The organism is Microlunatus endophyticus, assembly GCF_014646195.1.
Classification (GTDB): Bacteria; Actinomycetota; Actinomycetes; order Propionibacteriales; family Propionibacteriaceae; genus Microlunatus; species Microlunatus endophyticus.
In genome coordinates this window covers 409,859-422,762 of record NZ_BMMZ01000002.1, presented here as the reverse complement: position 1 = coordinate 422,762, position 12,904 = coordinate 409,859, and the positions used below count along the sequence as shown (strand labels likewise).

At 67.9% G+C, this 12,904-nt stretch carries 12 protein-coding genes; 10 read left to right on the top strand and 2 right to left on the bottom strand.

Annotated features, from left to right (window positions below):
* The first annotated feature begins 48 nt into the window (after window positions 1-48).
* Window positions 49-1,038, top strand: coding sequence for an HAD-IA family hydrolase (locus IEY07_RS05650; protein ID WP_188894185.1), 990 nt, complete (start codon window positions 49-51; stop codon window positions 1,036-1,038).
* Here the strand turns inward: IEY07_RS05650 and IEY07_RS05645 are convergent.
* Window positions 1,035-2,570, bottom strand: coding sequence for an alpha-N-arabinofuranosidase (locus tag IEY07_RS05645; protein WP_188894184.1), 1,536 nt, complete (start codon window positions 2,568-2,570; stop codon window positions 1,035-1,037). The two genes, IEY07_RS05650 and IEY07_RS05645, sit on opposite strands and share 4 nt — an antisense overlap.
* A gap of 55 nt (window positions 2,571-2,625) precedes the next feature.
* On the opposite strand from IEY07_RS05645, the gene IEY07_RS05640 reads away from it, so the two are divergent.
* From IEY07_RS05640 to IEY07_RS05605, 8 genes are read left to right on the top strand one after another with little or no spacing between them, the layout of a single operon-like run.
* On the top strand, window positions 2,626-2,979 hold the full coding sequence (locus IEY07_RS05640) for an MmcQ/YjbR family DNA-binding protein (RefSeq protein ID WP_188894183.1): 354 nt from the start codon (window positions 2,626-2,628) through the stop codon (window positions 2,977-2,979).
* Between the two features lie 42 nt (window positions 2,980-3,021).
* Window positions 3,022-3,426, top strand: coding sequence for a hypothetical protein (locus tag IEY07_RS05635; RefSeq protein WP_188894182.1), 405 nt, complete (start codon window positions 3,022-3,024; stop codon window positions 3,424-3,426).
* Between the two features lie 40 nt (window positions 3,427-3,466).
* Window positions 3,467-4,096: a TetR/AcrR family transcriptional regulator gene (locus IEY07_RS05630; protein WP_188894181.1), complete on the top strand. Its 630-nt coding sequence runs from the start codon at window positions 3,467-3,469 to the stop codon at window positions 4,094-4,096.
* 58 nt (window positions 4,097-4,154) lie between these two features.
* Window positions 4,155-4,934 (top strand): bifunctional 1-(5-phosphoribosyl)-5-((5-phosphoribosylamino)methylideneamino)imidazole-4-carboxamide isomerase/phosphoribosylanthranilate isomerase PriA, encoded by a 780-nt coding sequence (gene priA, locus IEY07_RS05625; RefSeq protein WP_229669800.1) that lies wholly within the window; start codon window positions 4,155-4,157, stop codon window positions 4,932-4,934.
* Entirely contained in the window at window positions 4,931-7,465 is a 2,535-nt protein-coding gene (locus IEY07_RS05620) for an HAD-IB family hydrolase (protein ID WP_229669739.1), read from the top strand. The genes priA and IEY07_RS05620 overlap by 4 nt, the downstream gene beginning before the upstream one ends.
* Window positions 7,466-9,052, top strand: a complete 1,587-nt coding sequence (locus IEY07_RS05615) for a lactate racemase domain-containing protein (RefSeq protein ID WP_188894180.1) — start codon at window positions 7,466-7,468, stop codon at window positions 9,050-9,052.
* Window positions 9,049-9,903, top strand: a complete 855-nt coding sequence (locus tag IEY07_RS05610; RefSeq protein WP_188894179.1) for a lysophospholipid acyltransferase family protein — start codon at window positions 9,049-9,051, stop codon at window positions 9,901-9,903. Before IEY07_RS05615 ends, IEY07_RS05610 begins: the two co-directional genes overlap by 4 nt.
* A 55-nt stretch (window positions 9,904-9,958) precedes the next feature.
* Window positions 9,959-10,744 (top strand): YebC/PmpR family DNA-binding transcriptional regulator, encoded by a 786-nt coding sequence (locus IEY07_RS05605; RefSeq protein ID WP_188894178.1) that lies wholly within the window; start codon window positions 9,959-9,961, stop codon window positions 10,742-10,744.
* Here IEY07_RS05605 and IEY07_RS05600 read toward each other — a convergent pair.
* Window positions 10,696-11,127 carry a DUF3054 domain-containing protein gene (locus tag IEY07_RS05600; protein WP_229669738.1) on the bottom strand — a complete coding sequence of 144 codons (432 nt, stop codon included), beginning with the start codon at window positions 11,125-11,127 and terminating at the stop codon, window positions 10,696-10,698. The genes IEY07_RS05605 and IEY07_RS05600 overlap by 49 nt on opposite strands.
* Before the next feature lie 59 nt (window positions 11,128-11,186).
* On the opposite strand from IEY07_RS05600, the gene dop reads away from it, so the two are divergent.
* Complete coding sequence (gene dop / locus IEY07_RS05595; RefSeq protein ID WP_188894177.1) at window positions 11,187-12,737, top strand: depupylase/deamidase Dop; 1,551 nt, start codon at window positions 11,187-11,189, stop codon at window positions 12,735-12,737.
* Window positions 12,738-12,904 lie beyond the last annotated feature (167 nt).

The following is a 12,904-nucleotide window of genomic DNA, read 5'->3' as shown; positions in this document are numbered from 1 at the left end:
GCCGGTTACTCATTCATCATGTCTGCAAGCCTGAGAAAGGGGCAGTAGATGAGCGACGCAGCCAGCGACGGCGGTAGCCGCACCTTCACCGATGTGATCTTCGATCTGGGTGGCGTCGTGCTGCGGTGGGAACCGCAGCGGGCGTACGAACAGGTCATGCCGGCCGAGGAGGTCGGTGGCTTCATGGACGAGATCTGCTTCAACGAGTGGAACCGCCGTCACGACGCTGGACACGACTGGGATGAAGGCGAAGCCGAACTCATCTCCCGGCTGCCACACCGGCGCGAGGCCATCGAGGCCTACCGTCGGTACTTCGACCAGACCATCACCGGTATGGTTCCCGGTACCGGAGCGATCATCGCCGAACTGCAGCAGGCAGGCATCCGGCAGGTCGCACTGACCAACTGGTCGGCTGATCTCTTCCACCCGACGCGGCGCCGTTTCGGGCTGCTCAACCGGTTCGCCGGCATCGTGGTGTCCGGCGAGGAAGGCATCGCCAAACCGGATCCTCGCTTGTTCTCGATCGTGCTCGAGCGATACGACATCGATCCAGCGTCGGCCATCTTCATCGACGACAACCAGCACAACTGCGACACCGCAAAAGGCCTCGGCCTGGAAGTGATCAACTTCACCGGCGCCGACCAGGCCCGGCAGCGGCTTGTCGATCTTGGACTGCTGGGCGAGCGTGCCGACGTACCTGGGCCGATCTTCCACATCGCCAAGCGGAAGCAATGGGAAGCCGCCAAGGAGCACGGCAACTACATCTGGTCGACCCGGCGGGTCACGCTGGAGACGCAGGGCTTCGTGCACTGCAGTTCCGCCGAGCAGGTGCTGCCGGTGCGTACCCGTTCCTACAGTGATCTTGCCGATGACGAGCTCGTCGTGCTGCAGCTGGATCCCGCGGCGCTGTCGGCGCCGGTGATCATGGAGGCGGACCCGTCGAGCGGCGAGCAGTATCCGCACCTCTACGGCGAGCTGGTCCCGTCCGAGGTGTCGGCGGAGTTGCCGATCACCGCGTTCGCGGGTGCGGTCCTCTAGTCGAGCAGCAACTCCAGCGTCGCGAACGAATGCGGCGGCAGCGTCACCTGCAGCCCGCGTGGATGGGGCTGGACGTCGGTCAGTTCGCGCGGGCTGACGCGGTCCGGGTCGGCCGGCGTGTTGTGCGCCTGCAGGACATCGGCGGCCAGCACCCGCGCGGTCTGTCCGGCCAGGTCGCGGCCGCGCAGATCGAGCACCACCGTGGTCGGCTCGTTCGCCTCGACATTGGTCAGCGACACCAACGCGCTGTCACCGGTCGTGCTCGCGGAGGCCGACAACAGTGCCACCTGGTAGCCGCCGGCCGGGTGGGGATCCGGACCGGTAACGATGTGCACGGGGAGTCGCTGTGCGCCCTGGTGACCCTTGTTCATCTCGAAGACGTGGTACGTCGGCGTCAACACCAATGCGCCCCGGCCGTCGGCGGAGTCGTCGGTCAGGATCATCGCCTGCAGCACGTTGACGGTCTGGGCGATGTTGGCCATCATCAACCGCTCGGCGTGTTTGTGGAAGATGTCGAAGTGGGTGCCGGCGACCAGCGCGTCCCGCAGGGTGTTCTGCTGGAACAGGAAACCCGGATTGGTCCCCGGCTCGACATCCCACCAGGTGCCCCACTCGTCCAGCACCAACCCGACCGTCCGGTCCGGGTCGTAGGCGTCCATGATCGCCGAGTGGCCGGAGATGATCCGGTCGACGAACTGTGCCTTGCCCAGTGTGAGGTAGTAGTCCTCAAGATCGAATTCGGTCGCCGAACCCTTGTGGTCCCAGGGGCCGGCCACCGTGTAGTAGTGGATCGACAACCCCTGGAAGATCTTCTTCGGCGTCCGCGAGCAGCCGAGGCAGCTGATCGCCTTCATCAGCGTCTCGGTCCATTCAAGATCACCGTCTGCGGCACCGGCCGCGATCCGGTACAGCTCGTTGTCGCCATGGTCGCGGCAGAAGGTCGCGTACTGCCGGGCCAGATCGGCATACGCCTGGGCCCGCATGTTGCCGCCACAGCCCCAGGCCTCGTTGCCGATTCCCCAGAACGGCACCCGCCACGGTTCGTCCCGCCCGTTGGCCTTGCGCTGCCTGACCATCGGGCTGTCACCGTCCCGGGTCAGGTATTCGACCCAGTCGCTCATCTCCTTGACAGTGCCGGAGCCGACGTTGCCGTTGACGTAGGGATCGGCGCCGAGCAACTCGCACAGCGCCATGAACTCATGGGTGCCGAAGTGGTTGTTCTCCTCGACATTTCCCCAGTGCGTGTTGACCATCGTCGGCCGCTGGTCTTTGGGTCCGATGCCGTCGGTCCAGTGGTACTCGTCGGCGAAACAGCCGCCCGGCCAGCGCAGATTCGGAATGTTGATCTTGCGCAGCGCCTCGACGACGTCGAGACGGATGCCGCCCTCGTTGGGAATCGGAGAGTCTTCACCGACATAGAAGCCGCCGTAGATGCAGCGGCCGAGGTGTTCGGAGAAGTGTCCGTAGAGATGCCGGTTGATCACCGGTCCGGGAACGTCGAGATCGATCACGATGCGAGCGTCGTTGGCCATGAGTTGATCATCCCAGGTAGGGCCTGCCGATCCGTTGCCGGGCTAGCGTGGTGCCGTGACCGATTGGAAGGCGTACGCGTTGGCCAAACCCGGCGCCCGGCCGGACGAGCCCTGGGAGGCAGACCTGGTCGCCAAGGTCGGCGGGAAGATCTTCGTCTTCCTCGGCGGCTCGGGTTCGGGCGAGGTCACCAGCCTGGGCGTCAAGTGCGGTGATCGGGAGGCGGCGGACGAGTGGCTGCTGCGCTACCCGGAGGACGCGGTGAAGATGGCCTACATCGGCCAGCACGGGTGGAACACCCTGGTCGTCGGTTCGCGGATCCCGGAGGACGAGCTGCGCGATGCGATCGACACCTCGTACGAGCTGATTGTTGCCAAGCTGCCCAAGCGCGTGCGGGAGTCCTTGGACTGAACTGTATTGACCATTGGGTCAATAGTCGGCAGTATTGACCACGTGGTCAATAGCAATCCTGTGGCGCGGCGTGCGCCCAACCTCGGGCTGGTCACCCGCCTCGTGTACGGCTACGTCGGCCTGACCGCCGCGACCCTGGTCGCGCTGGCGGTTCTCTCGGTGCTCGCGCCGCAGCAGGCGACAGCGGAGGCGTGGGGTCACCAGGTGATCGTGGCGATCTTCGCGGTGGTCCTGCCGTTGCGGGTCCGGGCAGCACGGCGGGGCAGTGACCGGGCACTCCGGGCGGTGACGATCATCGCCCTGGTCGTCGCGGTCGTGAACCTGGTCGAGGCATTCCTGCCGGCGTTCCCGCTCTGGATGCGGGTCGTGATGGTTGCGGTCGTGCTGCTGATGGCGGCGCTGGCCGGTGTCGCCACCGGCCGGCTCGCTGCCCGGACGACGTCGTAGCCATGCGGGGATCCCGCGCGCCCGTGCCATAGTGGCGTCCGTGCCCAGCGACCCTGTCCGATCGGAGCGGCGGCCACGATCGCGCCGGCGCCTGGGCGAGGACGAGCGGCGGGCCCAAATCGTCCGCGCAGCCCTGGCAGTTGTCGCCCGCCACGGCTACGCCGGCGCGTCGACCACCCTGATCGCAGCCGAGGCGGAGGTCTCCAAGGGCCTGCTCTGGCACTACTTCGCCGACAAGAACGACCTGCTCAAACAGGCGGTTGTCACCACAGCGACGCGGATCACCGACGAGCTGATCGCGGAGTTGGACGTCACGGCTCCGCCGCCGGAGCTGATCCGGAGATCGATCCACTGGATCGCCGCCTGGAGCCTCGGCCATCGCGACGAGCTACGGGCCATGGACCAGATCAGCCGGAGCCAGCGGGGCGCCGACGGGCTTCCCGACTTCACGCTGGCAGACTACGAGCCCACCTATGCCAGCCAGGAGCAGTTGTTCCGCCGCGGGCAGCAGCTGGGCTACTTCCGGCCGTTCGACACCCGGGTGATGGCGGTCACCTATCAGGGCGCGATCGACATGATGCTGTCCTACGCCGACAGCCACCCGGACATCGATATCGAGCAGTACGCCGACGCGCTGACCGACATCATTCTGGCCGCGGTCACCGCCTGAGGGCGGGGCCGCGGAAGTGATCGCCCGCGGCCTTCTCCGCTAGGGTCGTCTGGTGGGCATGGAAGAGAAGATCGCGTCGCGGCTGGAGCTGTTGCCGGCCGTCGACGTAGCCGGAGGTCAGGCCGTCCAGTTGGTCCAGGGCAAGGCAGGCAGCGGCAAGGTCTTCGGCGATCCGGTCACGGCTGCCACCCGCTGGGCCGAGGCAGGCGCGGAATGGATCCACCTGGTCGACCTGGACGCCGCATTCGGTCGGGGCAGCAACGCCGAGGTGATCGGCCGGGTCATCACCGAGATCTCGGCGATCTCCGGACTGAAATTCGAGCTGTCCGGCGGGATCCGGGACGACGCCAGCCTGGAACGGGCGCTGGCCACCGGCTGTCGGCGGGTCAATATCGGCACCGCCGCGCTGGAGCGACCCGAGTGGTGCGAAGAGGTCATCAGGACCTACGGCGACCGGGTCGCGATCGGGCTCGACGTCCGCGGCGAGACGCTGGCCGCCCGCGGCTGGACCACCGAGGGCGGCAACGTGTTCGAGACCCTGGCCGGGCTCGACGCCGCGGGCTGCGAACGCTACGTCGTCACCGATGTCAACAGCGACGGCATGCTGAAGGGCCCCAACTACGACCTGCTGCGGGCGATCTGTGCCCGGACGGACAAACCGGTGGTGGCCAGCGGCGGCATCACGACGCTGGACGACATCGCGGCGCTGCGCGAGCTCGTCGGCATCGGCGTGGAGGGTGCGATCATCGGTACCGCCCTGTACGTCGGCAACTTCACCCTTGCTGACGCGCTGAAGACCGCCCGGAGCCCAGAGCCTGTCGAAGGAGCGCAGGCGTGACGGCCTCGACGGCGCCGGCCGAAGCCTTCGGCACCCCACTGCACGGGGCGACCCAGGCCGAACATCCGGCACCGACCCTGGACGGTCGGCTTGCGGACCTGCTGGCCGACAAGAAGATCCTGCTCACCGGCGTGACCGGCTTCATCGGCGAACAGCTGTTGTGGAAGATCCTGAACGACCTGCCCGACACCAGGGCGGCAGTGCTGGTCCGGCGTAAGGGTTCGGCGACCGCTCGGGACCGGATGACCAGTGTGGTCAAGAAGAAGATCTTCAAACCGCTGGCCGAGCCGTACGGTGGCCCCGACGGCTTGCTGGACGCCAAGATCGACATCATCGAAGGCGATCTGCCCAATGTGCCGAAGTTGCCCACCGACATCGACATCGTGGTGCACTGCGCCGGCGACGTGTCCTTCGATCCGCCGATCGACCGCGCCTTCAACACCAACCTGATCGGCACCGCCAATCTGATCGACCGGTTCCTGGAGTCCTGCACCGGGCCGGACGGCACCTTCACCCGGATGCCGCACTACGTACACGTGTCCACCGCCTACACCGCCGGCCGCCGTCGCGGCGCGATCGGCGAGGCCCCGCACGCCCACGACATCGACTACGAAGCCGAGATGGCCGCCGGTCTCAAGATCGCAGCGGAGATCGAGACTCAGTCCCGTACGGCCGACCAACTCGCGAAATTCCGCAAGGCGGCCGAACGCGAGCACCGAGCCGCCGGCCATCTGATCACCGCTACCGACACCGAGCGGCGGCGCAAGGAGTGGGTGCAGCAGAAGCTGGTCCAGGCCGGCACCGAACGCGCCCGGTCACTGGGCTGGACCGATGCGTACACCTTCACCAAGGCGCTCGGGGAGAAGGTCGTCGCGGACAAGTGTGCCGGCATCCGGGCCTCGATCGCCCGGCCGGCGATCGTCGAGTCGTCCCTCAAACATCCTTATCCAGGGTGGATCGAGGGCTTCAAGATGGCCGAGCCGATCATCCTGGCCTACGGCCGCGGCGAACTGCCGGAATTCCCGGCCTCGCCGGAGGCGATCTGCGATGTGGTGCCCTGCGACTACGTGGTGAACGCCACCCTGGCCGTCGCCGCCACCGAGCCGAAGGTCGGGGTCTGCGAGTACTACCACGTCTCCAGCGGCGCCAGGAATCCGATGAGCTTCCGGGAGTTCTACGGCTACGTCCGCGACTATTTCCTGGAGCATCCGATGGTGGCCGGCGAGCGGGGAGCGCCGGCACTGCCGCAGTGGCAGTTCCCCGGTGCCGCGTCGATCGAGCGTTTCCTGTCCCGGTCCGAGCGCGGCCACCAGCTGGCCAACACCCTGATCAAATTCGCGCCCCGCTCGGAGCGCACCCGCAAGGCTGCCCGTGATCTTGACCGGTTCGGGTCGAGGATCAACTTCCTGCGCTCCTATCTCGGTCTCTACAACGAGTACGCCCAGTCCGAGTTGCATTTCGTCGATGACAACACCCTGCGACTGACCCGGTCGTTGCACCCGGATGATCAAGAGACGTTCAGCTTCGACACCGGTGATTACGACTGGACCGAGTACATCCTGCACACCCACATCCCGGCGATCGTCGCACCCGTCCGCCGGCTGGAGGAGTTGCGCCGTCGACGCGGCAACCGGGCGACGACCTTCGTCGATCTGAGTCGTACCAAGGACAAGCCTGGCGAGGTCCTGGCTGCTTTCGATCTCGACGGCACGGTGATGTCGACCAATGTGATCGAGCAATACCTGTGGACCAAGCTTCCCGATCTTGCTCCGACCGGGCAGCTGCGGGAGATCGCTTCGATAGCCCGCAAGCTGCCCAGCTACCTGCGCGCCGACCGGACCGACCGTGGGATGTTCCTGCGGACGATCTACCGCCGCTACGCCGGTGCCGATCTTGCCGCACTGGAGGAATTCGTCGACACGGTGCTGGCCCGGGAGATCCTGTCCCGGCTCTCGCCCGAGGCCGTACGCCGGGCCCGCGAGCATCGCGAGGCCGGGCACACCACGGTGTTGATCACCGGCGCGATCCGGCCGCTGACCCGGCCGCTGCGGCCGCTGTTCGACGTGATCGTCGCCAGTGATCTTGCGACCGATGCGAACGGGATCTGCACCGGGTTCCTGACCGGGCCGCCGATGGTCGGGGAGAGCCGGGCCGCGTGGCTGAACCACTACGCCAATCTGCACGGCATCGACCTGTCCCGCAGCTACGCCTACGCCGACAGCCATCCCGATCTGGCGATGCTCTCGGTGGTCGGCCGGCCGGTCGTGGTGAGCCCGGACATCGCGCTGATGCGGGCCGCGACAGCCAACGGCTGGAGCAGCGTGATCTGGTCCAGCAAGGCGCAGGACCCGCGCTGGACCCGGCCGTTCCGGATCCGCGGCAGGGATGTGCCGCCCGCGACCGGGAGCACGCCACAATTGGAGTCCAGCGCAGAATCCAGCGCGGAGTCCGGCCGGGAGTCCGCCGGAGAATCTGCTGGGGGATCGGGCGCGGAATCGAGCTCGGCAGTCGACGTGAGGGGAGAGCGCTGAATGGCGCGTCCGGGATTCGTACTCGAGGTTGACGATCGGACACCGGCGTTGCTGGTGCCCGACGGTCCGCGGGTGCGCTTGGAACGGTTCCCGCTCGGCACCGAGGTGCTCTATCCGGCCGAGCCGCTGCCGGCGGTCGGCGATCTGGTGGCGGCGATCGACGCGGCGCTGGCGGCACCTGCCGAGTCTCGGCCGCTGGCCGACCAGCTGCGGCCGGGGATGCGCCTGACGATCGTCTTCGACAGCGTCACCGCCGCACCGGCGCTGCGGACCCCCGACGTCCGGGGCCGGATCATCGAACGGGTGCTGGTGCAGGCAGCGGCGGCCGGCGTGGACGACGTCCAGCTGATCTGCGCGACTGGGCTGAACCGGCGTAACACCCAGGGCGAGCTGCGGCAGCTGCTCGGCGAGCGGGTCTTCCGCTCTTTCTACGCCGACGGCAACCTGACCAATCACGACGCTCTGGACCGCGACCGGCTCACCGTCCTGCGACCCGCCGGCCAGGGTCAGCCCGCGAGTCAGCCCGAGGGCCGGCCGGATGATCAGTACGAGATCGCCGTGAACAGCCGACTCGCCGAGTCGGACCTGGTCGTCGCAGTGCACCTGGCCCACGACATCGGCCAGGGCGGACTGACCGGCAGCGGGCTGGGGATGCTCAGCACCGGCCTCACGTCCCTGGAAACGATCCGGGCCGTACGCGGCTACGGCGCGCCGCAGGGCAGGATCGACGAGATCGGCGCTGCGATCACCGAGGCGGTGCCGGTGTTCGCGGTCGAGGCCGTGCTGGACAACAACAGCTATCCGCCGGCGCTGGACTTCCTGGCCACCCGCGAGTGGGAGTGGACGCTCAAGTCGCAGGCCAAGTTGCTGGCCCTGCGCGGGGCGACGGCGCTGCCGTCGCGGTATTCACTGTTGATCAACGACCGGCTCGAATCCGGTTATCGGGTCACCGCGGTCAACGCGGGCGCACCGGCACCGGTCGCCGCCGCCGGACGGGCGCGGGTGCTCGAACAGCAGCAGGTCGAGGTGTCCGGCCAGGCCGATGTGCTCGTCCTCGGCGTGCCCGCCGTGACGCCCTACAGCATCGGATCGGTGACCGACCCGGTGCTGGCCGCCTGGCACGCCCTCGGGGTCGGCTACAACTCGGTGACCGGTGAGCCGCTGGTCCGGCCAGGCGGTGCGGTGATCGTCTACCACCCGCTGGCCCAGGAGTTCAGCACGCTGCAGCATCCGGCAACGGTCGACTTCTTCGCCGACGTGCTGCCGACGACCACCGATGCCGCCGAGCTGGCGGACCGGTTCGAGTCCAAGTACGCCGACGATCCTTGGTACAGCCAGCTCTACCGGACCTCGCAAGCCTTCCACGGGTTGCTGCCGTTTCACCTGTGGTACCAGCTCGCACCCGCCGCGGAGCAGGCCGGCGACGTGATCTTCGTCGGCGCTGATCGTGGCAGCGCGGCACGGCTTGGCTTCCGAGCCGCCTCGACCCTGGCCGACGCGCTGGAGATCACCTCGGCGACCGTCGGCCGTACGCCACGGATCCGCTACCTGCACACACCGCCGGCCCTGCTCGGGTCTGTCACATGACGAGCCGCACCACCGGCCCGGTCGTCGGAGTGCTGGCGCGTCGCGGCCTGGCCTGGGCGCGACGGTCGCCGACAACGAGACTCCGGAGGGCACTGCAGGCCGGGGTGGTCCGGCCGCTGCTGGTCAGCCAGGTGCAGACCGACGTCGGCGGGTTGGAGGAACTGCCGCCCGACCACCGGCCGGTGCTGCTGGTGGCCAACCACGCCAGCCACCTGGACATCCCGCTGCTGCTGGAATCCCTGCCGGAGCCCTACCGGGAGCGTACGGGGGTCGCGGTCATCCCGGGCACGGCGCTCAACTCGCTGGTCAAGACCATCGCGTCGTCGGTGGTCTTCAACACCGTGCCGCTGCGGGGCGACGTCTGCCGGGACCTGCTGCGTACGGGCTGGAGCGTGCTCGTCTTCGGCGAGCCGAGCCGGTCCCGGGACGGCTTCGTCGGCGAGTTCACCACCGATGCGGCCCAGGTCGCGATCGAGCGGCAGGTGCCGGTGATCCCGGTCGGCATCCGGGGCAGCTTCGCCGCCATGCCGCGCGGTCGCAACCGGCCGGTGCTCGGCTGGCCGGGCGGCGGGCGGTTCGGACCGGCGGGACGCACCCGGCCACGGGTGAGCGTACGGTTCGGCTCGGCCTTGCAGCCGGAGCCGGGCGAGACGGCCGCCGGCTTCACCGCCCGGATCAACCGGGCGGTCAAGGACCTGATCGTCGAGGACACCACGACCTGGTGGCAGAGCCTGCGGCATCCGGAGGCGGTCGCCCCGGCGCCGCCGGCGGGCAGCTGGCGTCGGATCTGGGAGCAGAGCCAGTCGGCCGAGCCCGGCGGGCAGGCCCGCAAGCGCCGCATCTGGTCCTGATCCCGGAGCCTGCTCGCTTGGGCGGTTGGTCGCTTCGGCACTAAACTCGGCTCTTATGTCGGGACATAGCAAATGGGCGACTACCAAGCACAAGAAGGCCGTGATCGACGCCAAGCGCGGCAAGCTGTTCGCCAAGCTCATCAAGAACATCGAGGTGGCGGCTCGCGTCGGCGGCGGCGACCCTGCTGGTAACCCGACGCTCTACGACGCGATCCAGAAGGCCAAGAAGACCTCGGTCCCCAACGACAACATCGACCGTGCCGTCAAGCGCGGGTCCGGTGCCGAGGGCGGCGGTGCCGACTACGAGACCATCATGTACGAGGCGTACGGCCCGGCCGGTGTCGCGATGCTCATCGAGTGCCTGACCGACAACCGCAACCGTTCGGCCTCCGATGTCCGCGTGGCGGTCACCCGTAACGGCGGCACGATGGCCGACCCGGGTTCGACCGCTCGGATGTTCGACCGCAAGGGCGTAGTCGTGGTGGCCAAGGAGCAGACCGAGGGCGAGGGCCGGCACGAGACGACCCGTACGGTCACCGAGGACGACCTGCTCGAGGCGACGCTGGACGCCGATCCCGAGGACGTCAACGACCTCGGCGACTCGTTCGAGATCATCTGCGATCCCAACGACGTGGTGAAGGTGCGCGAGGCCGTCCAGGCCGCGGGGCTGGACTACGAGTCGGCGGAGGTCAGCTTCGTCCCGCAGTTCACCCAGGAGATCGACGAGCCGACGGCGGAGAAGCTGTTCAAGATCATCGATGCCCTCGAGGATTCCGACGACGTGCAGAACGTCTACTCCAACTTCGACGCCTCCGACGAAGTGATGGCCGCCGCGGGCTGAGTCTCGGATCCGGGTCGCCGGTTGCTGATCAGCCGGGCGACCAGTCGCCAGCCCAGCAGCAGGATGCCCAGGGTGACGAATGCGACGATCCAGAAGGGCCAGGCGGCGGTGCCGCCGGCCAGCAGTCGCAGCAGCATTCCCACCAGGACCGTGCTGACCAGCACGATCAGGCCGGTTCGCCAGCCGTACGGCTGATGGCCCCCCGTCGCCCGAGGCCGGGCCAGAGCTGCGACCACCGATCCGATGATGGCCGCCACCGCGAACGGCCAGGCGGTGGCCAGGATGCCGGTCACTGAGTCCGTTTCGCTGTGGCTCGCCCGGCCGATGGTCGCGAAGACGAGCACCATGACGACATCGAGCAGCAGGCTGACTGCGAACTTCACGCCGCGAGCCTACGTCGGGTCCTCCGCCGGACGTGTGCCGGTCCAACTAGGCTCGGTCCATGGCTGATGTCAGCAATCGCAGGGTGCTCGGGATCGAGACCGAATACGGGATCTCGGCGCTCGGCCAGCCGGCGGGCGAGGAACTGCACCCGATGCAGCTCTCCAACCACGTGGTCAAGGCGTACGGCTCGGTGTCCGGGCGGGAGGCCGGCTGGGACTACGAGTCCGAGACGCCGCTGCGGGATGTCCGTGGCTACGAGGTCAGTCGCGAGCAGGCCCATCCCGATCAGCTGACCGATTCCGACCTCGGCATGGCCAATGTCATCCTCACCAACGGCGCCCGGCTGTATGTCGATCATGCTCATCCGGAGTATTCGGGACCGGAGGTCACCAGCGCCCTGGATGTGGTGCGCTACGACCGGGCCGGCGACCTGATCATGGCGATCGCGGGGCAGGAGGCCAGTCGGCGGCTCGGCCGGCCGGTCCGGTTGTACAAGAACAACACCGACGGCAAGGGCGTCTCGTACGGGACCCATGAGAACTATCTGCTCGACCGTCGGACGCCCTTCGACCGGATCATCCGGCAGTTCAGCCCGTTCCTGGTCACCCGGCAGGTCTTCACCGGTGCCGGGCGGGTCGGCATCGGCCAGAGCAGCGACACTGCCGGTTTCCAGCTCAGTCAACGCGCCGACTTCTTCGAGGCCGAGGTCGGGCTCGAGACGACCCTGAACCGGCCGATCATCAACACCCGCGACGAACCGCACGCCGACGCCGGACGCTACCGGCGGCTGCACGTGATCACCGGCGATGCCAACCTGTCGGAGATCTCCACCTATCTGAAGGTCGGCACCGCAGCGCTGGCGTTGCACGTGATCGAGGCCGGCAGCCTCGGAGATGATCTTCGGCTGCGGCACTCGGTCCCGGCGATGCAGCAGGTCAGCCACGACCTCAGTGTGGGCACTGTTCTTGATCTTGCCGACGGCCGTCGGATGACCGCGATCGACATCCAGGAAGCCTACTTGCTCGCCTGCCGCAAATGGGTGGGGGAGCAGACCGTCGGCGAGGCCGGCACCACCGCGGAGATGATCACCGAGTGGCAGGACATCCTGGAACGCTGGCAACACGTCCTGGACACCCTCCGCAACGATCCGATGCAACTGGCCGACCAGTTGGACTGGGTGGCCAAACTGGCTCTGCTGGAGTCCTACCGGCGCCGTGATGATCTTGGCTGGGACGCGGCGAAGTTGTCCTTGATCGACTTGCAGTACACCGATGTCGACCCGCGGCGCAGCCTGTTCCAGGCGCTGATCTCTCGGGGCAAGATGCGTCGGCTGGTCGACGACGATCAGATCCAGGAGGCCCGACTGCGGCCGCCGACCGAGACCCGCGCCTATTTCCGCGGCCGGGTGATGGAGAAGTTCTCGGCCGCGGTGGTGGCCGCGTCCTGGGACTCGGTGATCCTGGACGTACCGGGCTGGCCGGCGCTGCAGCGGATCCCGCTGCTGGACCCGTTACGGGGGACCAGCGCCCAGGTCAAGGCACTGATCGACTCCAGCGAGACGGTCGCGGAGCTGTTCGAGGCGCTCGGCCTGGGTGGTCCGGCGGACTGACCGGAGCTCGGCGATGCCAGATCACGGTTGGGCATCGGTCACCGACGGCTCGCGGCCGGAACGTGAACCTGCGTGCCGATCGGCGGTCCGGCGAACTACGCTGGGACCATCCCGGTCGGGTCTCCCGTCCGGGAGCAGTCTTTTGGCCACAGTCAGCCACGGACAGA

Excerpts from the sequence above, each read along its gene's own strand:
- priA (WP_229669800.1), top strand. The coding sequence starts at position 4,155 with ATGGAAGAGAAGATCGCGTCGCGGCTGGAGCTGTTGCCGGCCGTCGAC.
- IEY07_RS05615 (WP_188894180.1), top strand. The coding sequence starts at position 7,466 with ATGGCGCGTCCGGGATTCGTACTCGAGGTTGACGATCGGACACCGGCG.
- dop (WP_188894177.1), top strand. The coding sequence starts at position 11,187 with ATGGCTGATGTCAGCAATCGCAGGGTGCTCGGGATCGAGACCGAATAC.
- IEY07_RS05610 (WP_188894179.1), top strand. The coding sequence starts at position 9,049 with ATGACGAGCCGCACCACCGGCCCGGTCGTCGGAGTGCTGGCGCGTCGC.
- IEY07_RS05605 (WP_188894178.1), top strand. The coding sequence starts at position 9,959 with ATGTCGGGACATAGCAAATGGGCGACTACCAAGCACAAGAAGGCCGTG.
- IEY07_RS05650 (WP_188894185.1), top strand. The coding sequence starts at position 49 with ATGAGCGACGCAGCCAGCGACGGCGGTAGCCGCACCTTCACCGATGTG.
- IEY07_RS05645 (WP_188894184.1), bottom strand. The coding sequence starts at position 2,570 with ATGGCCAACGACGCTCGCATCGTGATCGATCTCGACGTTCCCGGACCG.